Source organism: Pseudomonadota bacterium, from assembly GCA_039028155.1.
GTDB lineage: Bacteria > Pseudomonadota > Alphaproteobacteria > SP197 > SP197 > JANQGO01.
This window is the reverse complement of record JBCCIS010000012.1, coordinates 53712-75108: the sequence shown is the minus strand read 5'-3', so window position 1 is coordinate 75108 and position 21397 is coordinate 53712. Positions and strand designations below refer to the sequence as shown.

Sequence of the window (21397 nt, the reverse complement as noted above, 5' to 3'; positions counted from 1 at the left end):
GCTTAGCCGCTTACTTCGACCACGTGGGCGACCGACGCCACCGCATCGGCGCAGCGTGCGCAAAGCTCTGGATAGATGGGGTCAATCCCGACGTCATCCAGAACCATCCAGCAGCGCTCGCACTTTTGGCCGTCCGCGAAACCGGGCACCACGCCGATATCGGCGACATCGTCCAGACGGAAGGCATCATCCGGCGCCGCACCCTCAATCAAGGTCGCTGATGATGTGATCGCAATTTCGGCGAGATCAAGGCCGTCCAGCGCGGCAATGTCCTCGGCGGTCGCATAGACCTTGGGATGGGCCTGCAGGCTGGCACCAATGCGCTTCTCGCGCCGTTCGACCTCCAACGCGCCGGTCACCACCCGGCGCAGGCGGCGCACGCGCTGCCATTTCTTGGCCAGCGCATCGTCACGCCACGTTTCCAACACGTCGGGGAAAACGCGCCGGTGAACGCTCTCGCCTTCGCCCGGGAAACGCGTCAGCCATGCTTCCTCGGTGGTAAAGCAGAGGATCGGTGCCAACCAGGCGGTCAGGCAATTGAACAGAACGTCTAGTACCGTGCGCGCCGCGCGCCGGCGCGTCGAGTCCGCACGGTCGCAGTAGAGCGCGTCCTTGCGGATATCAAAGTAGAAGGCTGAGAGGTCGGTCGCACAGAAGTTGTGCACGGCGACAAAAAGCTCATGGAAATCGAAGTTGTCGCAGGCATCGCGCACGACCCTATCCAGCTCGACCAGGCGGTGCAGGACCCAACGCTCGAGCTCCGGCATCTCGTCGGGCTCCAGCCGCTCGCTTGGATCGAAGCCGTCGAGATTGCCAAGCAGGAAGCGCAAGGTGTTCCTGAGCCGACGATAGCTGTCGGCCTGGTACTTCAGGATTTCACCGCTGATCCGCAGGTCCTCGGAATAGTCGGCGCTGACCACCCAGATGCGCAGGATGTCGGCGCCGTACTGCTCGATGACCTTTTGCGGCGCGACCACGTTGCCGAGCGACTTCGACATCTTGCGGCCCTCGCCGTCCATGACGAAGCCATGGGTCAGGACGGCATCATAGGGCGCGCGCCCTCGCGTGCCACAGCTCTCTAGGAGCGAGGAGTGAAACCAGCCGCGATGCTGGTCGGACCCCTCCAGATAGAGTGACGCCGGCCATGCGAGATCCTCGCGCTGCTCCAGCACGAACGCATGGGTCGATCCTGAATCGAACCAGACGTCGAGAATGTCGTCGACCTTCTCGTAGTCTTCGGCCTTATGGTCGTTACCCAGGAAACGCTGGGGATCGCCGGCGAACCAGGCATCCGCGCCCTCCTCGGCGACGGCGTCGGCGATACGGTCGATGATCTGCTGGTCGCGCAGGACCTCACCACTTTCCTTATGGACAAAGACCGTGATCGGCACGCCCCAGGCGCGCTGGCGGCTCAGGACCCAGTCGGGCCGCTCCTCGATCATGCCGCGGATCCGATCTTGGCCTGATGCCGGCACCCAGCGCGTCGCATCGATCGCCGCCAGCGCGGTCTCCCGCAGCCCCGTCGTTTCCATCGACACGAACCACTGAGGCGTGTTGCGGAAGATAAGCGGCGCCTTGGATCGCCAGGAATGTGGGTAGCTGTGCACCAGCCGACCGACACCGAGCAGATGGCCGCTCTCGGCAAGCGCCTTGACCACCGCACTGTTGGCGTCACCTTCCTTGCCGTCAGTGGTCAACACGCGTTTGCCGGCGAACAGCGGGACATTGTCGTAGTAGGCACCGTCCTCGCCGACCGTGAACGGCACCTCGATGCCGTTTTCGATGCCCAGCACCCAGTCGTCGGCGCCGTGGCCCGGCGCGATATGGACAAAACCGGTGCCCTGTTCGGTGGTCACGTGACCGCCGGCCAGCAGCGGTACATCGAAGTCATAGCCCTGACCGCGCAGCGGATGGGATGTCACGGTGCCCGCGAGATCCGCGCCCTTGAGTTCGGCGAGTTCCTGATGGCTCGTTACCCCGCATCGCTTCAGTGCGTCTTCCATCAGTTCGGCGACGAAGACCAGACGGTCACCCGGCTTGGCGCCCGACTTTTCGGTCACCTCTCCCACCTCGACCACGCGGTAGTCCATCGACGCGCCATAGGCGATCGCGCGGTTACCTGGGATGGTCCATGGCGTCGTCGTCCAGATGACGATTGCTGCGTTTTCCAGTTCAGGCGCCGAAGCTTTGATGACCGGAAAGGCCAGGTCGATGGTCGTCGACTTGTGGTCGTCGTACTCGACCTCGGCCTCGGCAAGCGCGGTCTTTTCGACGCACGACCACATGACCGGCTTCGAGCCACGATAGAGCGAGCCATCCATGATGAACTTGCCGAGCTCGCGCACGATCTGCGCCTCGGCGTCGTAGCTCATGGTCGTATAGGGCCGCTTCCAGTCGCCGATCACGCCGAGGCGCTGGAACTCATCGGACTGCACGCCGATCCAGTGCTCGGCGAAGTCGCGGCACTCGCGGCGGAATTCGACGATCGGCACCTCGTCCTTATCCTTGCCGGCGGCGCGGTACTGTTCCTCGATCTTCCACTCGATCGGAAGGCCGTGACAGTCCCAGCCGGGCACGTAGTTGGCGTCCTTGCCCAGCATCTGTTGGGATCGGTTGATGACATCTTTTAGGATCTTGTTGAGCGCGTGGCCGATATGCAAATGGCCGTTCGCATAGGGCGGACCGTCGTGGAGGATGAACTTCTCGCGGCCTTTAGAGTCCTCGCGCAGCACGCGGTAGAGATCCATCGCCTGCCAGCGTTCCAGAAGTTCCGGCTCCCGCTTGGGCAGGCCGGCCTTCATGGGAAACTCAGTTTTTGGCAGAAACAGCGTCGACTTGTAGTCGGCAGTCATGACACGCAACCTTTGTCGGAAAACTTTCGAACGGGGAAACGGACGGTATCCCGGCCCTTAGATCAGGACCGGGCCGATAATTCGCGCGGGCTCTAGAGCAGATCCTGTTTTGATGGAATCGCTTCGCGATGACATCAAGACAGGTGAATCTGCTCTACTCATGGATAGAGAGCGGATTCACATGGTTAGATGGAACCGTCACGCGGTTCCATCTAACCATGATCCGCTCTAGGGCCAAAGGCGCGCACCCCATTATGAAATGTTTGGCCGGCATGGCGCGGGTTTTACCAGCCCCCAAGGGGCAAGTCGAGGCGCATCAAGCCACACCCACAGGCAGGCCGGCGGACTCCGGCGACCCGCCCTGGACCCCCGCCAAGATGTCCCGGGCGCGGTTGCAGTCGTCTTCCATCTGACGCGCCAGGTCGTCCATGCCGGTAAACGTCATGTCCTTCCTGACCCTCTCGACAAAGGCAACGCGCAGGCGCTGGTCATAGAGATCGCCGTCGAAGTCGAAGAGATAGGTCTCCAGAACGACGGTCTTGCCGTCGAAGGTCGGCCGCGTGCCGATGTAAGCGGCGCCGTCATACCAGGTGGTGCCGCTGTCCCAGCCCTCCGCGCCGGTTTCGGCCAATCCGGCACGCACGGCATAGATGCCCGGCCCCGGATGCAGGCGCCCGTCGAGCGGCAGATTGGCGGTCGGAAAACCCATGGTGCGGCCGCGCTTTTCGCCCGGCTCGACGCGGCCCTCGAACTCCCACAGATGGCCGAGCAGGGCGTTGGCCCGGTCGACCTGGCCACGCCGCAACAGGACCCGGATCTCCGTCGACGAGACCTTCTTACTCTGGTCCAGGTAGGTCTCGATCTCGGTGTAGCCGAACCCTTCCATGCTCGCCATGTGGCCGAGCACATAGCCGTTGCCGCGCCGCCCCTTGCCGAAAACAAAGCCCGGTCCGGTCACGACATGCGCCAAGCCCAGACCGTCGACCAGGACATCCATCACGAAATCCTGGGCGGTGCGCCCGGCCATGTCGCCGGCGAAGGGCAGGTTGACCAAGACATCAATGCCCAGGTTGTTCAGCAACCGCGCCTTCTGGCGGAACGGCGTCAGCCGAAACGGCACCGAAGAGGCCTGAAAGAACTCGCGCGGGTGCGGTTCGAAGGTGATGACGCCCCAGGGCCTGTCCTCAGCGCGGGCCAATGCGCCGGCCGCGTCGATAACCGCGCGATGGCCACGATGTACACCGTCAAAATTGCCGAGCGCGAAGACACCACCGCGCAACGCGTCAGGCGTCGCCTCGATCTCATGCTGAATGATCATGGCGCCTGTCCTAACCGCATGGCGCCGGGGACACAACCGGCTCGGTCGGTCAGGCGGGGGCGCCCTTCTCCGTCGCCTTGGCGTCTTCAGGCAGCGGCAGCATGACCAGCGCCTCGCCTTCGATGACGGTCTCATCGCCGACCGTGCAGTTGGTCGTCAGGGTCAGCCGCCGCTTTTCGGGGTCGATCGCCTTAATCGTCACCGTCGCGGTCACCGTGTCGCCGGCGCGGACCGGAGCCCAGAACGTCAGGTTCTGGCCCAGGTAGATGGTGCCGGGTCCCGGCAGCTTGGTGCCAATGACCGTCGAAATGTAGCTGGCGGTCAGCATGCCGTGCGCGATACGGCCCTTGAAGAAGGACTCCGCCGCGTAGATTTCGTTCAGGTGGACCGGGTTGTCGTCACCGGAAACGCCGGAGAACAGGACGATGTCGGTCTCCGAAATCGTCCGCGCGTAGCTCTCAGTCTGGCCGACATAGTAGTCGTTGAAATGGTCCGTCACCGCTTGATCCATCGATCAGGCTCCATAGTGTCTTGTGCAGCGCACAATAGTTCGTTGTCAGGCTGCCTGCAAGGGGCCTGTGGCGTCACTTCCGGGCAGGTTGCGGTGCAAAAGGAGGAGTGACAGAACCGCCTCTTGCGGGGTTTTCGGCTAGCTTCGGCGCCGGCTGCGGCGCGCCCGCGCGGGACGCTCGCCGTCGTCGACGCCGGCCGCACGGTTCAGGCCCAAGGTGTCACGGATGCCATCGAGGCTGGGCGGCTCGCCGGGTACGTAACCCTCCAGCGCCTCGACCATGGCGCGCACATGATCGGGTGTCGAGCCGCAGCAACCGCCGATGATCCGCGCGCCCGCGTCGGCGGCCATCCGGGCATAGGTCTTCATCACGTCCGGGGTCCCGGAATACCGGATCTCGCCGTCGACGAATTCCGGGATGCCGCAATTGCCCTTGGCGACCAGCACCGGATCGTTGCTGGTGCCGGCCCGATGCATACCGGTCACCGCGGCGATAAGCTCGCCAAACCCGTTGCCGCAATTGGCGCCGCATGCCGCCAGTCCAGGCTCATGGTCGCGATAGAACTCGATGGCCGCCTCCGGCGTCACGCCCATCATGGTGCGGCCATTGGTATCAAAGGTCATCGTGCAGATGATCGGCAGACCGGTGCCAAGGCTGCCCTTGATCGCGGCTTCAGCCTCCTCGCGCGACGACATGGTTTCGATCCAGATAACGTCGACACCGCCGGCGGCAAGCGCCTCGGCCTGGTCGCGAAACGCAGCGACGGCATCGTCTGCGGAAAGCTCACCAATCGGCTCCATGATTTCGCCGGTGGGACCCATGGAGCCGGCGACCAGCACCGGCCGACCGGCAGCGTCGGCGATCTGGCGCGCCAGCCTTGCCGCGGCGCTGTTCAGTTCGCTGACACGGTCCTGTGCATCGTGCAGCTTGAGCCGATGGCGGGTCCCGCCGAAGCTGTTGGTCAGAATGATGTCGGCGCCGGCAGCCACCATACGCCCGTGCAGGTCGATCAGGCGTTCGGGGTGATCGACGTTCCACAGCTCTGGCGCATCGCCGGTTTGCAGACCGAGCGCGAACAGGTTCGTGCCCATCGCGCCGTCTGCAATCAGATGGGCTTTGTTTGCCAGGAGAGTTTGAAGGCGATCACACGCCGGTAGGGAATCAAAAGACGCGAGAGAGGACATCCCGTCACAGTCGTCAGATGTGGGCGGCGGCGCCGACGTTGTGTCACGAACACACGCCCGCCGCAACAACTGTGACGGACCGAAGAACCTAGCTGCTCGCGGCCTCGTTGACAGAGTCGGAGACCCTGGTGAACATATTGCCGACGTCGCCGCCGACCAGCACGACGATGGCGATGAAAGCGACAGCAATCGAGGCGGCGATCAAGCCGTACTCTATCGCCGTCACGCCTGAGCGCTGGGCGATCAGCTCTGAGAGCCACCAATTCAAGCGCATGCGCAGCCGTTCCGTCATGCGATCCCTCCTTGCGCCACTACCGGCGCATCTTAGTCAAAAAGGCCTGAATCTGCCATCTGCAAGGCCTTGATCGGGCGTCAGTATGCTGAATAGCTCTTTAGAAAGGGTTAACGGGTGTTTATGGCGTCCGAGAGCACCATGCGAACCAGAAATGGCGTCAACGTAACCAGTAGCGCGATTCTGACAACATGATGGGCGCTGACAAAGGCGGGATCGATGTTTTTTGAGAGCGCGATCAGGGTCATTTCCGCCAATCCGCCGGGCGCATAGGCCAAGAGCAGTGCATCGAAGCTCAATCCCGTGACGAAGGCCAGACCCAGCGAGAAGCACACGGCCACGGTGAGCAGGATGACGAGCGCGCCGAGCGCCAGAACGATGGCTTTGAGAACGGTGGCCGTCGCGGTGCCGGCAAAGCGGCAGCCGATGGCCGTGCCCAGGACGATCTGCGCGACGGCAACAGCCTCGACCGGCGGAACCGAGCCGGTCAACCCGGCCAGATGAACCACGGCGCTCAAGACCATCGGCCCGAGCAGGGGCGCCGCCGGTAGTCCCAGACGGCGTGCCGCAAACATGCCGACGACGGCACAGCCAGTCAGGATCAGGATGTCCTGCCACGACAGGTCGGCGAGATGGGTGCGGTCCGGCGGTGCGCTCAGCACGGGATCGTAGGGCGCGGCGATCTGGAACCAGACCGGAATAACCGAGACAACAAGCAGAATGCGCGCGGCATGAGCCAGGGAAATCGCGCGGGTATCGCCGCCCATGGCGGTCCCCAGGAAGATCATTTCGCTCAAGCCGCCGGGCACGCCGGAGAAAAAGGCAGTCACCGGACTGTACCCGCCGACAGCGCGGAAATAGGCGTAGCACAAGCCGATGGCGATCAGCAGGTAGGGCACCAGACAGGCCAGGCTGATCACCCACTCGCCCGCCCTATCCAGGATTTCCGGCGAAAACGAACTTCCCAGCATGACCCCGAGCACCGCCAACATGACCATGCGCAGACGGATCGGCAGATGAACCGGCGCGCGCGCCAAGGCGGCGATGGTCACGACGACCATGGCGCCGAGCATCCAGGCAAGCGGTAGATCCAATCGATAGAAGACTGCGCCGCCCAGGCTTCCCAGGGCCAACGCAAACAGGGTCGCCGACCAGACCAGACGCGCAGCGATGACGGTGGGCCCTTTAGGTGTCTCGACCGTCAACGAAAGCGCCCCCGGAACGGCAAGGTGTTGGAGAGAAGGTGGAACCTGATCAGCCTAGATCAGTTCAGGCGCGCTTTGAATTGCCTCGCGCGGCGACGCGGCAGGTGAGGTGAAGGTTGGCGCCAAAAAGAAAAGGCGGGATTGCCATCACTGGCAATCCCGCCCTTGCAAGGCCTTGACCGGTTCGGGCGGCCGCCGCCGCAATCCGCGCCCGCCCCGGTCGGGGGCCCTATGGCTTACTGGATAAGAGGCCTCAGCGCGTTGAACACACCACCGAAGGGCGACATGGTCTGGTTGCTGTTTCTCACGCGGCGCGAGTCGCGGCCGGCCTGAACGATACGCTGTTTGGTTGTGTTTTTCTGGATAGCCATCATACTTCTCCTTATCGAAACGCTGCGGTTGCGGCGACCGGGCGAACCGGCTCGATGTCTTGTCTAATGGGAAAAATAGGTTGACAGCGGCTTCACCACAAACGACATCTGCTCACAGGAGATATTAGGAAAACTTATTCAATCATGACCGCCCGCAGACTGCCTCCCCTGAACGCGCTCCGCGCCTTCGAAGCAGCGGCACGCCATCAGAGCTTCACCCGCGCCGCCGAGGAACTGAGTGTCACCCAGGCCGCCGTCAGCCATCAGGTGAAGGCCCTGGAGGACCGCCTCCAATTGCGCCTGTTCGAGCGCCACGGCCGCGGTCTGTGGTTGACCGACGAGGGCGAACTCTATCTGCCGTTCCTGCGCCAGGCCTTTGACCTGATCGCCGACGGCACCGATCTGGTTCAGAACCACGAGGCCCATGGGCCGCTGTCGGTCACCATGCTGCCGACCTTTGCGGTGCGCTGGTTCATACCGCGCCTGGGCAGCTTTCAAAAAGCGCACCCGGATATCGAGGTTCGCATTGCCACCACCGAGCGCAGCGTCGACTTCTCCCGCGAAGACGTCGATCTCGGCATTCGTTACGGCAAGGGCCAGTGGAACGATCTGGAATGCGACAAGCTGTTCGAGGACCGCTATGTCGCCGTCTGCAGCCCGTCCATGATGCGCAGCGAAACGCCCTTGGAACGGCCTGAGGATCTGCGCAACGTCTCGCTGCTGCACGACGGCGATAGCGAGGATTGGCGCTTCTGGCTGACGGCGCTTCACGTCAAAGGGGTCGACAGCACAAAAGGGCTTTTCTTCGATACCCACGACCAGGCGCTTGAGGCTGCGGCGGCCGGCCTCGGCGTCGCTTTGGGCAGCCGCGTCATTGTCCAGGACGACTTGGACGATGGTCGGTTGGTCATGCCGTTCGGCGACCTGACCGACGAGAACCTGTCGCACTATCTGGTCTACCCGAAGGGCGCGCTGCGCAAGCCGAAAGTCGCGGCCTTTAGAAGCTGGTTGATGGAAGAAGCCGAAGCCGCCAGCGACGCCCTGGCTGTCTAGAGCAGATAGGGAGCGGCTCGACCGGCCTCACGCGGCGCGATGCGCCCGGTTGTCGTTCTCCGCGTTTTTGACACCCGGCGACGTCCAGGCGAGGCCGGCGACCGCCAGGTGGGCTGAGGCCGCCTGCCGGGCGACCGCGGGGATCGATCCGCGGCTGACACCGATATCATTGAGCGCCCAGTTGTCGAGGACGGCGAGCGCACGTGCCGTCGCGCGGGTTTCATGGGCGACCTTGATGGCGTGCCATAGCCGCCGGACCAGACCGGCGATGCCCATACCGCCGACAAGTCCTTGTCCGCTTGAGCGCGCGCGGTCGTAACGCAAAGCCGGTTCACCACCGACGGGGGCGGGGCCTGAGACATGACGCAACAGATCTCGATCCAATGACGTACGCATGTTATTTTTCCTTTTCCGATCAAGAAGCCGCGGCGTCGGCTTTCGACTTAATAAATAGTTTGCCTCACCGGTTTGGGCGAACGATATGTTCTCAGTGGTCGATTTACTAAAACTAAGGCGAACGAGATCGTCATGGCGCTTGCTCAGCTACCGTTGAATGCACTCCGGGCGTTTGAAGCAGCAGCCCGGCATCTGAGCTTCAGCAAGGCGGCCGAGGAGTTGCACGTGACGCCGGCAGCGATCAGCCATCAGATCAAGGGGCTGGAGGAGCGCTGGGATTGCCAGCTCTTTATCCGCAACAACCGCAACCTTTCGCTATCCGATGCCGGGCGGCTGATCCTGCCCGATGTCAGCGAGGGGTTCGCCGCGCTTGACCGCGCGATGGGGCGCCTGGAAGTCGAGGATGATCCCCATGCGTTGGTGCTGACCGCCTCGCCATCGGTCGCGGCCAAGTGGCTGTTGCCGCGCCTGAGCGGCTTTCAAGATTCCCATCCCGACATTGACGTGCACATCTCCGCCAACAATCAGGTGGTCGACTTCGCCAAAGACCGCGTCGATGTCGCGCTTCGCTATGGTCGCGGCCCCTATCCGGGCCTGCATGCGGAGGTGCTGCTGGAAGGCGACCTCTTCCCGGCATGCAGCCCGGCCTTGATGACCGGCGACCATCCGCTGCATGAGCCGGGCGACCTCAAGCATCACACCTTGTTGCATGATGAAAGCTGGGCCTTCGACGCACCGAGCCTGGACTGGGAGATGTGGCTGCGCGCCGCCGGCGTGAGAGATGTCGATGCCAGCCGCGGACCCCATTTCGACAGCGCCGGCCTGGCGATCGAGGCCGCCGTCATGGGCCGTGGCGTCGCGCTCGTCACCCGGTCGACGGCGGGCGATGACATCGACGCGGGCCGCCTGGTGCGACCGTTCGACATCAGCCTGCCGCTGGATTTCAAGGTGCACTTCGTCTGCCCGCCAGCGGCCCTGGATCGCCCGAACGTCCGCGCCTTCCGCGACTGGGTGGTGGCCGAAGCCGCCGACAGCTAGCACGGGGGCTCCTCGGCAGCACGCGCGTGACGAGTTCAATCCCAGTTTCGCGAGGCCACGTCGCCCATCGACAACCAAGGCACGGCGAACCATGCGGAAAAGATGTGCCGTGTGGGCGTTGTGCATCGTGGATGAGCAGTTGGTCTGCTTTACCAAGCCATATGACTCCCAAATGCAAGAGATGAAGAGATCCTGAGGCCGTGGCCCGTTGTCATCGCCTCTGAGTAGGCGTTCTCTCATTGGATGATGGATTCACAACGTCATGACCGACGTCGTGTTAATGCCGACGAAAGCCACACGTTTTAGGGCTTTCGCGACGTTTATCTTGAGACCATTGAGGGTCTCGTTTGTTGCGCCCACGACCTTGCCCTGTAGGCGCAACGCACCCTACACTCAATTATCGGTTGCTTCGCGCAAGCCGCGGGTAAGAGCAATTCCATTGGAGTACGTAATGTTTGGATTGACGCCATCTCTGATCCGAAACACGGCATGCGTTGCATTTATCCTGACGTTTCTGACATGCATGACGGCACCCATCGCCAACGACTTGGGCGAGAGGCCCAACATCATCGTGCTCCTGTCTGACGATCAGGGGTGGGGCGATGTCGGCTACAATGGTCATCCGGTGCTGCACACGCCCAACCTGGATGACATGGCTTCAGAAGGCGTGCGATTTGACCGATTCTATGCTGCCGGCCACGTCTGCACGCCAACAAGAGCAAGTCTGCTAACGGGCCGGCACCCAAACCGCATGGGCGCTTTTACCTGGGGCCATTCCCTTAGGCCCCAAGAACTCACACTTCCCGAGATACTCAGCCAGCACGGCTACACGACAGCTCACTTCGGAAAGTGGCACGTCGGTTCGGTGTTGTCAGAGAGCCCCGTCAATCCGGGCGCGTCGGGATTCCAGGAATGGATCTCAGCACCCAACTTCTTCGACTTTTCACCGCTGCTTAGTCACAAAGGCGAAGTGGTGGAAACCAACGGAGAAGGCTCAGAGATCATCGTTGATTTGGCCATCGATTTCTTGGAAAGCCGTGCGGAAGACGATGGGCCGTTCTTCATCGCCATTTGGTTTGGCAATCCGCATAAGCCACACATAGCCGAAGACGAAGATAGGATTTTGTATTCAGACTACCCCGAAGACGTCGCGAACTTTTATGCCGAAACAACAGCGATCGATAGGACAGTCGGAACACTGCGCACCTATCTTGAACAGAGTGGACTTAGAGAGAACACGATTGTTTGGTACCTCGGAGACAACGGCGGATTGCCCGATATCGGCTTGAACGGAGGCCGGGAAAGCAAAGGAAGCATCTACGAGGGAGGCTTAAGGGTTCCTTCTGTAATGGAATGGCCAAGAGGCTTCCCACAACCGCAAATCATCGAAACTCCCGCCAGCACATCAGATGTTCTACCAACGATTCTTGACGTTGCGAACATTGCCTATCCCGCGTCCCGCCCTTTGGACGGCACCTCGCTACTGGACACGATACGTAGTGAAACCGCTGACTTTTCACGGCCGCTAACGTTCTGGAAGTTCTATGACGTGCCGGGAATCCGTATGAACAGCGACACGATCATGTCGATAGCGAGCAATGATGGAGACGACGAGAATGCGGCGGATCTCCTGTACCTCGACGCGGGCGTCATCCGAACAACGTATGACGAGGACTTCTTTGAAGGCCACGCTGCAATTCTAGAGTGGCCATGGAAACTGCACAGAATAGAGAAGTCGGCTTGGTATGACTTCGCGTGGTCCAGAAATCCCGTCACGGAGTTGTACAATTTGGAGGACGATCCTCTGGAGACAACAAACCTGATCGAAGAACGAGAGGATGTCGCCATGCGACTGATGGCTGACTTGGAGGAATGGCAGGCATCCGTAATCAGGAGTCTGAACGGCGAAGACTACTAGGTTCCGGACCTATCCTCTCTCAGGTCTTGAGCGTTGATGGCGCACTCAGGCACTTGGCATTGACGTCTCTCGAAGATGGCATCGTTGCGGCGCACCGCATGCTCACGAGCCACCTTCCCGCTCCGACCGATGCGTCAACAAACACCCCGTTACGGCACCGAGAACGATAGACGTCTGATCTCATCGCAAGGCCCATACGGGTCGCGGTGTCAGGTTGCCTCAGCCGCGTCAGCCGCCTCCGACGCGCGGGCGTGGCGGGAGACGTGGTCGACGATTATCGGCGACAGATCGCCCTCCAGATCGTGGCCCATGCCCGGGACCTCGATCAGCGTGGCGCCGGGAACATGGGCCGCGACATCGCGTCCGTGCTCGGCCTGCACCAGGCTGTCGTCAAGACCATGGATCACCAGCGTCGGTACGGTGATCGTCTTGAGCCGCTCGACCCGGCTGCCGTCGCCGCGCACCGCCGCCCACTGACGCTTGACGCCTTCGGGCGTCCAGCAGCGGTCAAACGCACGCCCGATGAGGTCGGCGCGTTCGGCATCGTCGAACGGGTAGCCCGGACTGCCCCAGACCCGGTCGGCCTTCAGCGTGAAAGCGATGACGCTTTCGCGGTCGTTCGGATCGTCCGGCTGCCGCAAGAGAAGCTCGCGCGCCTCGGGCGTTCCGAGTGGAATGTCGGTATTGCCGGAGGACGACATGATCGAGGTCATGCTGATCAAGCGGTCGGCGTGATGGACGGCGGCGAGCTGCGCGATCATGCCGCCCATGGAGATGCCGGCCAGATGCGCGCGATCGATGCCGAAGTGGTCGAGCACCGCGATCGCGTCATCGGCCATGTCGCGTACGCGGTACGGAATGTCGATCGGCTCGCCGGCGTCGAGCCTTCGTTGCACGTCCTGCTCGTCAATCACGCCCCAGCCGTCAAACGACTGACTCAGGCCGGCGTCGCGATTGTCGTGGGTGATGACGAAAAAGCCGTTGTCGACGAAGCCGTCGATGAAAGCGCGCGGCCAATGGATGATCTGGCTGCCCAGACCGCGCACCAGGATAAGTGGCGTCGCCGTCGCGTCACCGTGGCTTTCGACATAGAGCGAGATGCCGTTGGCATCGATATGGGGCATGGGTGGTCTCCGTTTGCCCGGAGACTAGAGCACTTTTTTGTTCACACGGCATCACCAGCCCGCGCAAGCGCCTTGCCTGCGGCCTGCGGGGCGCACCACTATGGCCGGCGCGAACAGAGGAACACCGGCCATGCGTATCACCGACGTGAAGACCTTCATTCTTGACGCCCATGACGGCCGTTCGGTCTCCGCGTCTGACGGACACCTTCTGGTCAAGGTCGAGACCGATAACGGCCTGACCGGATGGGGCGAAGCTTTTACCGCGCCCGCTATCATCCGGATGATCATCGAGGCCGATTTTGCCCGCGACCGACGCAGCGGCCTTAAGGCCCTTCTTGTTGGCGAAGACCCGCTGGACACCGACGCGCTTTGGCACCGCATGTCTGAAGGCACGCTCATGCTCGGCCGCGACGGCGTCGCCGTACACGCCATGGCGGCCATCGATCTGGCGCTGTGGGACATCAAGGGCAAGGCGGCTGATCAGCCGGTCCACGCGTTGCTGGGCGGGGCGCGACGCGACCGCGTCGCCTGTTACGCCACCCATACGTTGGGCGACACGATCGACGAGACGGCGGGCTATGCAAAGGCCTTGGTCGAGCGCGGCTTTCGCGCGGTCAAGTTCGGCTGGCTACCCAAAGGCAACAACGCCGACGAGGACGAAGCGATTGTCGCGGCGCTGCGTCAGGCGATCGGGCCCGATATCAAACTCCTGATCGATTGCGGCATGTACTGGGATGTCGACACAGCGCTCGAGCGGACCCGTCGGTTCGCCCCCTATGACATCTATTGGTTCGAGGAATCCCTGACGGCCTATGACGTCGAAGGTTATGCCCGCTTGCGCCGGGAAAGCGCGTTGACGATAACCGCCGGGGAGATGGCGGCAACGGCGGGCGAGCTCAACCGCCTGATCGATGCGCATGCTGTCGACGTCCTGCAGATCGAACTGACCCAGACCGGGCTGACGCCGGCCATGACGATTGCAGCGTCGGCCAACAGCCGGGGCATCGCCATCGTCAATCACCACTATGTCCTCGACGTCAATCTGGCGGCCTCGCTGCACTTTCTGGCTGCGGTCGACACCATCGACCTATGCGAAACCCCGGGCAACGCCAACCCGATCCGCGATGCCATCTGCCGTAACCCGCCGCGCCCCGATGCGGACGGCATGATCGCTGTCCCCTCAGGACCGGGACTCGGCATCGAAATTGACGAAGACGCCGTTCGCCGTTTCGCGCTTGACGACTAGTCGATCCAGCATCCGGATCAGCTTCGATGACGACACCGCTGGTCCGAACGGGCTAACGGTTTTGGTGCGGGCCAGGCCAGAATGGCTTTACCTACCCACACGGAGTCGCGAAGCGATTCCATCAATTCAGGATCTGCTCTAAGACAGGGGCCTCGGCAAGGGATCGGACAGCCAGAGGATAGAAGACATGTACACGCTTTACGGAAAGACCTTCACCATGTCGATGGTGCCCCAGGCGGTGCTCGATGAAATCGGCGCGCCCTATGACCTCGTCACGCTGACCGAGGAAGGCGCGGTGACCGATCCCGACTATCTGGCGCTAAGGCCCGACGGTCTGGTGCCGACGCTGGTCGACGGCGACCTCGTACTCTACGAAGGTTCGGCGATCGCCATGCACCTGGCCGACAAACACACGGAGGCCAATCTGGCGCCGCCTGTGGGCGACCCCAGGCGGGCCGCCTATTACCAATGGCTGGTCTATCTGGGCTCCATGGTGCATCCGCTTGTGGCACAGGAATACCACGCCGACTGGTACGCCGAGAGCGAAGCGGCCGTCACCGAGGTGCGCGACAACGCCATGCAGCGCGCCGACAAGGTATGGTCGGAGATCGAGACCCAGATTGGCGACGGTCCATGGCTGCTCGGCGAGCAATTCACCGCCGCCGACATTCTGTTCTGGCTGCAGGCCAACTTTCACTATGACGCCCCGCGCATGTTGGCCGAGAACCCCAAGGTCGGCGCCCTGGTCGAACGCATTTCCGCACGCCCGAAGATTGCTGCCCTGATGCAACAGCATGGGTTAAATTGACCGTGACGAACGGTGGTATGACGCGCCGCCGGATCGACATCGACGGACTTTCGATGGCCTATGCCGAAATCGGCGAGGGCGATCCCATCGTATTCCTCCACGGCAATCCGACCTCGTCTTATCTGTGGCGCAACATCATGCCGGAACTGGCGGGTCTCGGACGCTGCATCGCCCCGGATCTGATCGGCATGGGCGCATCGGACAAACTCCCGGAGAGTGGCCCTGGCGCCTACCGGTTCGTCGATCAAAGCCGTTGGCTCGACGCCTTCATCGAGCGCATGGCGTTGGGCGGGAACGTCACCCTGGTGATCCACGACTGGGGTTCCGCCCTGGGTTTTCACTGGGCGGCGCGCCACGCCGACGCCGTTCGGGCCATCGCCTACATGGAAGCCATTGTCGAACCGATGGCCTGGGACGACCTGCCGCCGGGCGATGTCCCGGTCTTCAAGGCGTTTCGCGGGCCCGAGGGTGAGAAGATGGTGTTGAGCGACAACGTCTTCATCGAGGAAGTGTTGCCCGCCGACGTGTTGCGCGATTTGAGCGACGATGAGATGGCGGCATACCGTGCGCCTTTCCAGGCTGCGGGCGAAGGCCGGCGGCCGATGCTGACATGGCCGCGCGAACTGCCATTCGACGGCGAACCGGCCGATGTCGTGGCCGCGGTCGAGGCCTATGGCGCGTTCATGGCAAACGCTGAGATGCCGAAGCTGTTCATCAATGCCGAACCCGGTTCAATCCTGACCGGACGCCACCGCGACTTCTGCCGCACCTGGCCCAATCAGACCGAGGTAACCGTGCCGGGCATCCACTACATCCAAGAAGACTCGTCGCCCGAGATCGCGGCGGCCTTGGTCGCTTGGCTCAAACCACAGCTTCGTCCATGACCGCTCTGCAGTTTACGATGTCTCTTCTTGGCGTTTGTCCACGAGGTCGGTGATGCACGGAACTGAATCCCGCTACGTCGAGGTGTCGCCCGGCGTCGATCTCTATGTCGAGCAAACTGGCGACGGACGGCCGCTCGTCTTCGTGCCCGGCTGGACGATGACGACGGAGGTGTTCGCGCGCCAGGTGCCACACTTCGCCGACCGCTATCGCGTGGTGACCTACGATCCACGCAGCCAGGGTCGTTCGACGACAACCGTGAACGCCAATAGCTATCGTCAGCACGGCGCTGACCTCGGCTGCCTCGCCGACGCGCTGGGCCTCAAAAACCCTGTCTATCTGCCCTGGTCCTATGGCTGCCTGAAGGTCTGGCAACTGGTGCGCGACCGCGGCGTCAACGGTATGGCGGGTTTGGTCTTCATTGACGAGGCGCCAAAACCGTTTCAGCCCGACCCCGACATTTGGGGTGAAGGTGACGGTCAGTACATGGTCGACTTCCAGAGCGCGATGGCCGACAACCATCGCGACGCGACGCGCGCGTTCTGCGCCTCCATGTGGCAAGGTAAACCGCCACCGGACGAACTGGACTGGGTCGCCGATCAATCCATGAAGACACAACAGTTCGTCGCCCAGATCCTGGCCGCCGATGGCGCGGCCAGGGACTACACGGCGGATGCCGAAGCTATCGATGGTGCCTTGCCGGTCATGCACGTTGTCTGCGAGGAGAAGGGGGCGCGCGCGCGAACCTGGCTAACCCAGCGTACACCCAAGGCGCGCTGCGAGGTGCTGGGCGAACACTTCATGTTCTGGGAGTTCGCCGACCGGTTCAACACGCTGGTCGACGACTTTCTTGAGACCAATAACCTATAGGGCGAAAGGCAATGGCACGCGAAAGAGCAGGGCGACGCGGGCGACGCGGCACAGGCGGAACCGAACGCAAGGCCGGCACGATCCACCAGCTGCCATGGCGCGAGATCGTCAATCCCTATCGTCCATTCGATATCCTGCACGACGAACAGGTCGAACGCCTGCACCAGGCATCGCTAACGATCCTTGAGTCGATCGGCATGGAGGTGCTGCACGCACCGACGCGCGACATGCTCAAACGCGAAGGTGCAGACGTCGACGGCGAGCTCGTCAAGTTTGACCGGAACATGATCGAAGAGAAGGCTGCTCTGGCGCCGTCGGAGTTCACCCTGCACGCGCGTAACCCCGCGCACAACGTGACGCTTGGCGGCAACCGCATGGTCGTCACCGGCGTCGGCGGACCGCCCTATGTCAGCGATCTAGAAGGCGGCCGGCGCATAGGCAACTTCGAGGACATGTGCAACTTCACCCGCGTCCTGCAGAGCCTGAACATCGTGCATCAGGACGGCGGCGGCGCCGTCGAGCCACAGGATCTGCCGGCGTCGACGCGCCATCTCGACATGTACCGCGCCATGATCACACTGACCGACAAGACGTGGCAGGGTTATGCGCTGGGCGCCGAACGCGCCGAAGACGCCATCGAGGCGACCTGCATCGCGCTGCAATGCGATCGCGAGACGCTGGCGGAGAAACCGGCCGCGATTACCATTATCAATACCAACTCGCCACTCAGGTTCGATATCCCAATGGCCGAAGGCATGACGGCCTATGTCCGATGCGGCCAGCCGGTCACCATCACGCCGTTCACGCTTGCCGGCGCCATGAGTCCAGCGACCATCGCCGGCGCGCTCGCCCAACAAAATGCCGAGGCGCTCGGCGTCATCGCGATCGCCCAGTGCATTCGTCCGGGCACGCCAGTGGTCTATGGCGGATTTACATCGAATGTCGACATGAAGTCGGGCGCGCCCGCCTTCGGCACGCCGGAATACGCCAAAGCGGTCTTGGCCGGCTGTCAGCTGGCGCGCCGTTACGGCATTCCCTACCGCACGTCGAACGTCAATGCGTCCAACACGGTCGACGCGCAGGCGGCATACGAATCGGAGATGTCCTTATGGGCGGCGGTCACCGGCCAGGCGAACCTGCTCTATCAGGGCGCGGGCTGGCTCGAGGGCGGCTTGGTGGCGAGCTTCGAAAAACTGATCCTGGATGCGGAGATGATCCAGGGTATGGCCGAGATGCTGAACCCGATCGACATCTCAGACGATGCCATCGGCATCGAGGCGATGCGCGATGTTGGACCTGGTGGCCATTTCTTCGGCACCCAGCACACGCTGGACCGCTACGAGACCGCGTTCTACAACCCCATTCTGTCGGACTGGCGCAACTATGAGAGCTGGCGCGAGGCAGGCTCGCCGGATGCCCAAACACGCGCCCACCAGATTTGGAAACAGCTTTTGGCCGAATACGAGGAGCCGCCGTTGGACCCGGCCGTGCGCGAGGAACTCGACACCTTCATCGCCCGGCGCAAGGAAGAAGGCGGCGCGCGCGACTAGAGCCAGTTGTGGTTAGATCGACTCCATCTAACCATTTGATTCCGCTGTATATCTTCGAGTAGAGCAGATTCACCTGTCTTGATGTCATCGCAAAGTGAATCGATCAAAACAAGATCTTCTCCAGCGCGGATGCGTCATTTGCACCATTGACAAAGGGTTGCACTAGTTCCCATGGTGCCACCGCGCGCCGGCGGCGCTGGACCAACCATGGGCCGCGAGCGGAATTGGGAGGAGTGAGGACGATGCAAGAACGGTTTCGCGCATGTTCATGTCGCGCCGCTGTAGAGCGCGCGTATCGCGCACTGAAAGATCGTGATGAAGCGGACGAATCAGCGTTTCACGCAGCGACCAAGATCTATCGTTGGTATCATCCCAACGTCTCGGCGCTGGATGCGCGTTTCACCGTCGCTGAATGGCTGGATCAAGTCGACTGAACATCGGCCGCTCATCCAACCGCTATCCTATAGGGTAGACAACACCGTTCTGGTCCATCGCGTGCGCCGAGCTCGACGATGAGGACAGTTCGCCCTAACCGCCGTAGGAACCAATGGTGGCGCCAACCACGGTGACAAGGCTGACGATCAACAGCACCCAATAAAGGCCTTGGATCAGGCGGAATGTCTGCTCTGGCATTTCGCTCGCGCGTCTCAGGAACCACCGGTGCAAGACCAAGGGCTCGGCGGGCTCCTTCATGCGTCATACTGCCGGCAACAAAACCGAGGTGACAAAGGCGACGCCGCCGATCCACAGAATGACGCCGACCACGTGAACGGCGCGCGCGATAGCTACGTCGTCCACATCAGAAATCCGTGCTGTGACGATCCGCCACGAATGCCGTCGAAGCGACGCATGCTTGACGATCCAAGTGTTGCCAAAACATGCCCCGCGTCCGACCTACTCCATCACCACCCGCGGGAAGTAGAACGACACGAGCCAGTTGGGCATGTCGACGATCTCGCTAATGCGTAGGTCGCCGCACACACTGGCCAGCATGTACGCTTCGTGCGGCGCCATGCCGTGGCGGGCGGACAGGAGATCGATCATGCCGGCCACCGCGTCTTTGGCGCCCTGCATCAAATCGGGCCCGACACCGGTCGTCACCTCGTAACCTTTCTCATCGAAATGGCGGCTGACCGGCCCGGCGGTGGTGTAGCGCGGATACGCGAGGTTCGCGTCCTTCTCCAACTCGAACTTGCACGCGACCGCCATCTGACTTTCGATCGCCGTGCCGCACACCTCGCCGTCACCCTGCGCGGCATGCGTATCGCCGATCGAGAACATGGCACCGGCGACCTCGACCGGCAGGTAGAGTTCGGTGCCCACGCACATGTCACGGATATCCATGTTGCCGCCCATGCGGCGCGGCGGCACGATGCTGTGCAGACCGGGCTCCGCGGGCGCCAGACCGATCGTGCCGGCGAATGGTTTCAGCGGCACGCGTCCGCCGGGACCATAGGCGGCCGGCTTCAAGCTGTCGGATTCGTAAGTCCAGATATGTAGCGCCGGGTCTTCGAACTGATCGGCCAGCAAACCGAAGCCTGGAATCAGCGCCGTCCAACCCCATCCCGACGGGGTGAAGTCCAGTAACGTAATCTTGAGAGCGTCGCCCGGCTCAGCCCCATCGATGACAACCGGCCCGGTAACCGGATTGATCTTGCCGAAATCGAGGGTCGCGATGTCTTCGACGGTGGAGTCCGGCGACAATTGACCTCCGGAAGAATCGACCGTGTCAAAGGCGACCTCATCACCCGGCGCAATGGTCAAAACCGGCTCATTGCCATTGTCCCAGCCGAAATGGCTGTGGTGACTATGGATCGTGTGTTTCATCGATTCCCCTTTCGACTAACGCGCCTCGCGACGGCGATTTGATATGTGGCACAGCAGTTTAGACGCTCCATCAGCAAACGCCATAGCCGTACCCGGCCAGCATTTTTGCGAATTTTACTGTGGCGAATCCGTTTGCCGCCGGGCGCAGGTTTCGTGCAGGATACTTATGTTGGGGTGGCAAAAAGAGCTCGAATGGCTAGACACCGCCCTGATTTTTGTCACGAACCGATCGCCGCCGCGTGGGTTCGTGCGGGCGGATCGTTGTAAGGGAGCCGTCTCCTTGGCGACTATTTCGTTGCAGCGATTTCCCGAGGGGATGGAAGGAGCTGTGAGCTTATGTCAGATGAGTTAGAGGGCCGGTACGGTGGCGGCCAGGCCGGCGTATCGGCGACCGTCAAGTGGTTTAATCCGACCAAGGGTTTTGGTTTCGTGCAGTTGTCGGACGGTTCTTCCGACGCTTTCCTGCATATCTCTGTTGTCGAGCGTCTGGGTGAACGGTCACTGCCGAACGGCGCGACCGTGATGTGCGAGGTGACCGAAGGCCAGCGCGGCCTGCAGGTGGCCGAGATCTACAGCATCGATTTGTCGACCGCGACGGAGGATCAGGCACCGCCGCCCAGGCGACACGAGCCGCAGGACTTTGGTCCCGCGACAACGGTCGAGGGCATGGTGAAGTTCTTCGATATGCAAAAGGGGTTCGGCTTCATCACGCCGGATGACGGCAGCCGTGATGTGTTCGTTTCCGCGCGCGTCTTGGAACATGCGGGCATTCCGATGCTGCAGCCGCGCCAGCGCGTGAGGGTTGAGTCGAGAATGGGCGATCGTGGACCGCTGGCCACCAGCATCGAAGTGATCTGACGCTGCCGGCATCCGTGCCGCCGCCCGACAATCCCGCCTCTGCCGACCCGCGTCTTCAACCGGTCAGTGACTGGTTGATTGAATGCGGCCTGA

20 protein-coding genes are annotated in these 21397 nt (G+C 62.2%); 10 read left to right on the top strand and 10 right to left on the bottom strand.

Annotated elements, in window-relative coordinates:
* Nucleotides 1–2 precede the first annotated feature (2 nt).
* The 6 genes from ileS to AAF563_08840 form a co-directional block, all read right to left on the bottom strand.
* Nucleotides 3–2852 (bottom strand): isoleucine--tRNA ligase, encoded by a 2850-nt coding sequence (ileS, locus tag AAF563_08865; protein ID MEM7121372.1) that lies wholly within the window; start codon nt 2850–2852, stop codon nt 3–5.
* A 316-nt stretch (nt 2853–3168) separates the two neighbouring features.
* Nucleotides 3169–4170: a bifunctional riboflavin kinase/FAD synthetase gene (locus AAF563_08860; protein MEM7121371.1), complete on the bottom strand. Its 1002-nt coding sequence runs from the start codon at nt 4168–4170 to the stop codon at nt 3169–3171.
* 49 nt (nt 4171–4219) lie between these two features.
* Nucleotides 4220–4681, bottom strand: coding sequence for a MaoC family dehydratase (locus AAF563_08855; GenBank protein MEM7121370.1), 462 nt, complete (start codon nt 4679–4681; stop codon nt 4220–4222).
* Nucleotides 4682–4819: 138 nt separating this feature from the next.
* Entirely contained in the window at nt 4820–5866 is a 1047-nt protein-coding gene (gene bmt / locus AAF563_08850; protein MEM7121369.1) for a betaine--homocysteine S-methyltransferase, read from the bottom strand.
* Nucleotides 5867–5954: 88 nt separating this feature from the next.
* Complete coding sequence (locus AAF563_08845; protein MEM7121368.1) at nt 5955–6158, bottom strand: Flp family type IVb pilin; 204 nt, start codon at nt 6156–6158, stop codon at nt 5955–5957.
* Between the two features lie 110 nt (nt 6159–6268).
* Nucleotides 6269–7363, bottom strand: coding sequence for an AbrB family transcriptional regulator (locus AAF563_08840; GenBank protein MEM7121367.1), 1095 nt, complete (start codon nt 7361–7363; stop codon nt 6269–6271).
* A 515-nt stretch (nt 7364–7878) separates the two neighbouring features.
* Here AAF563_08840 and gcvA point away from each other — a divergent pair.
* Nucleotides 7879–8787: a transcriptional regulator GcvA gene (gcvA, locus tag AAF563_08835; GenBank protein MEM7121366.1), complete on the top strand. Its 909-nt coding sequence runs from the start codon at nt 7879–7881 to the stop codon at nt 8785–8787.
* Nucleotides 8788–8814: 27 nt separating this feature from the next.
* On the opposite strand, the gene AAF563_08830 is transcribed toward gcvA, so the two are convergent.
* A complete protein-coding gene (locus tag AAF563_08830; GenBank protein ID MEM7121365.1) occupies nt 8815–9183 on the bottom strand; it encodes a DUF1127 domain-containing protein in 369 nt (122 codons plus the stop codon).
* A 132-nt stretch (nt 9184–9315) separates the two neighbouring features.
* On the opposite strand from AAF563_08830, the gene AAF563_08825 reads away from it, so the two are divergent.
* Together AAF563_08825 and AAF563_08820 are read left to right on the top strand one after the other, a co-directional pair.
* On the top strand, nt 9316–10221 hold the full coding sequence (locus tag AAF563_08825; GenBank protein ID MEM7121364.1) for a transcriptional regulator GcvA: 906 nt from the start codon (nt 9316–9318) through the stop codon (nt 10219–10221).
* A 451-nt stretch (nt 10222–10672) separates the two neighbouring features.
* Nucleotides 10673–12139: a sulfatase-like hydrolase/transferase gene (locus tag AAF563_08820; protein ID MEM7121363.1), complete on the top strand. Its 1467-nt coding sequence runs from the start codon at nt 10673–10675 to the stop codon at nt 12137–12139.
* Nucleotides 12140–12348: 209 nt separating this feature from the next.
* Here the strand turns inward: AAF563_08820 and AAF563_08815 are convergent, their stop codons facing one another.
* A complete protein-coding gene (locus AAF563_08815) occupies nt 12349–13263 on the bottom strand; it encodes an alpha/beta fold hydrolase (GenBank protein ID MEM7121362.1) in 915 nt (304 codons plus the stop codon).
* Between the two features lie 130 nt (nt 13264–13393).
* Here AAF563_08815 and AAF563_08810 point away from each other — a divergent pair, with 130 nt between their 5' ends.
* From AAF563_08810 to AAF563_08785, 6 genes are all read left to right on the top strand, one after another.
* On the top strand, nt 13394–14509 hold the full coding sequence (locus AAF563_08810; protein ID MEM7121361.1) for a mandelate racemase/muconate lactonizing enzyme family protein: 1116 nt from the start codon (nt 13394–13396) through the stop codon (nt 14507–14509).
* 187 nt (nt 14510–14696) lie between these two features.
* Nucleotides 14697–15317, top strand: coding sequence for a glutathione S-transferase family protein (locus tag AAF563_08805; protein MEM7121360.1), 621 nt, complete (start codon nt 14697–14699; stop codon nt 15315–15317).
* Nucleotides 15318–15334: 17 nt separating this feature from the next.
* The gene (locus tag AAF563_08800; GenBank protein ID MEM7121359.1) at nt 15335–16201 is read left to right on the top strand and encodes a haloalkane dehalogenase; all 867 of its coding nucleotides are present in this window, start codon (nt 15335–15337) and stop codon (nt 16199–16201) included.
* A gap of 52 nt (nt 16202–16253) precedes the next feature.
* On the top strand, nt 16254–17069 hold the full coding sequence (locus AAF563_08795; protein MEM7121358.1) for an alpha/beta hydrolase: 816 nt from the start codon (nt 16254–16256) through the stop codon (nt 17067–17069).
* Between the two features lie 11 nt (nt 17070–17080).
* The gene (locus tag AAF563_08790; protein MEM7121357.1) at nt 17081–18619 is read left to right on the top strand and encodes a trimethylamine methyltransferase family protein; all 1539 of its coding nucleotides are present in this window, start codon (nt 17081–17083) and stop codon (nt 18617–18619) included.
* A gap of 242 nt (nt 18620–18861) precedes the next feature.
* Nucleotides 18862–19053: a hypothetical protein gene (locus tag AAF563_08785; GenBank protein ID MEM7121356.1), complete on the top strand. Its 192-nt coding sequence runs from the start codon at nt 18862–18864 to the stop codon at nt 19051–19053.
* 94 nt (nt 19054–19147) lie between these two features.
* On the opposite strand, the gene AAF563_08780 is transcribed toward AAF563_08785, so the two are convergent.
* The gene (locus AAF563_08780; protein ID MEM7121355.1) at nt 19148–19312 is read right to left on the bottom strand and encodes a hypothetical protein; all 165 of its coding nucleotides are present in this window, start codon (nt 19310–19312) and stop codon (nt 19148–19150) included.
* A gap of 201 nt (nt 19313–19513) precedes the next feature.
* A complete protein-coding gene (locus AAF563_08775) occupies nt 19514–20446 on the bottom strand; it encodes an acetamidase/formamidase family protein (protein MEM7121354.1) in 933 nt (310 codons plus the stop codon).
* 336 nt (nt 20447–20782) lie between these two features.
* Here AAF563_08775 and AAF563_08770 point away from each other — a divergent pair, with 336 nt between their 5' ends.
* On the top strand, nt 20783–21304 hold the full coding sequence (locus AAF563_08770; protein ID MEM7121353.1) for a cold shock domain-containing protein: 522 nt from the start codon (nt 20783–20785) through the stop codon (nt 21302–21304).
* The last annotated feature ends 93 nt before the right edge of the window (nt 21305–21397 follow it).

What these genes read in the sequence shown, in the direction of transcription:
- AAF563_08790 (MEM7121357.1), top strand. Translation starts at nt 17,081, where the DNA reads ATGGCACGCGAAAGAGCAGGGCGACGCGGGCGACGCGGCACAGGCGGA.
- ileS (MEM7121372.1), bottom strand. Translation starts at nt 2,852, where the DNA reads ATGACTGCCGACTACAAGTCGACGCTGTTTCTGCCAAAAACTGAGTTT.
- AAF563_08800 (MEM7121359.1), top strand. Translation starts at nt 15,335, where the DNA reads ATGACGCGCCGCCGGATCGACATCGACGGACTTTCGATGGCCTATGCC.
- AAF563_08855 (MEM7121370.1), bottom strand. Translation starts at nt 4,681, where the DNA reads ATGGATCAAGCGGTGACGGACCATTTCAACGACTACTATGTCGGCCAG.
- AAF563_08795 (MEM7121358.1), top strand. Translation starts at nt 16,254, where the DNA reads ATGCACGGAACTGAATCCCGCTACGTCGAGGTGTCGCCCGGCGTCGAT.
- gcvA (MEM7121366.1), top strand. Translation starts at nt 7,879, where the DNA reads ATGACCGCCCGCAGACTGCCTCCCCTGAACGCGCTCCGCGCCTTCGAA.
- AAF563_08845 (MEM7121368.1), bottom strand. Translation starts at nt 6,158, where the DNA reads ATGACGGAACGGCTGCGCATGCGCTTGAATTGGTGGCTCTCAGAGCTG.
- AAF563_08860 (MEM7121371.1), bottom strand. Translation starts at nt 4,170, where the DNA reads ATGATCATTCAGCATGAGATCGAGGCGACGCCTGACGCGTTGCGCGGT.
- AAF563_08820 (MEM7121363.1), top strand. Translation starts at nt 10,673, where the DNA reads ATGTTTGGATTGACGCCATCTCTGATCCGAAACACGGCATGCGTTGCA.
- AAF563_08805 (MEM7121360.1), top strand. Translation starts at nt 14,697, where the DNA reads ATGTACACGCTTTACGGAAAGACCTTCACCATGTCGATGGTGCCCCAG.
- AAF563_08825 (MEM7121364.1), top strand. Translation starts at nt 9,316, where the DNA reads ATGGCGCTTGCTCAGCTACCGTTGAATGCACTCCGGGCGTTTGAAGCA.
- AAF563_08830 (MEM7121365.1), bottom strand. Translation starts at nt 9,183, where the DNA reads ATGCGTACGTCATTGGATCGAGATCTGTTGCGTCATGTCTCAGGCCCC.
- AAF563_08815 (MEM7121362.1), bottom strand. Translation starts at nt 13,263, where the DNA reads ATGCCCCATATCGATGCCAACGGCATCTCGCTCTATGTCGAAAGCCAC.
- AAF563_08810 (MEM7121361.1), top strand. Translation starts at nt 13,394, where the DNA reads ATGCGTATCACCGACGTGAAGACCTTCATTCTTGACGCCCATGACGGC.
- AAF563_08770 (MEM7121353.1), top strand. Translation starts at nt 20,783, where the DNA reads ATGTCAGATGAGTTAGAGGGCCGGTACGGTGGCGGCCAGGCCGGCGTA.
- AAF563_08785 (MEM7121356.1), top strand. Translation starts at nt 18,862, where the DNA reads ATGCAAGAACGGTTTCGCGCATGTTCATGTCGCGCCGCTGTAGAGCGC.
- bmt (MEM7121369.1), bottom strand. Translation starts at nt 5,866, where the DNA reads ATGTCCTCTCTCGCGTCTTTTGATTCCCTACCGGCGTGTGATCGCCTT.
- AAF563_08780 (MEM7121355.1), bottom strand. Translation starts at nt 19,312, where the DNA reads ATGAAGGAGCCCGCCGAGCCCTTGGTCTTGCACCGGTGGTTCCTGAGA.
- AAF563_08775 (MEM7121354.1), bottom strand. Translation starts at nt 20,446, where the DNA reads ATGAAACACACGATCCATAGTCACCACAGCCATTTCGGCTGGGACAAT.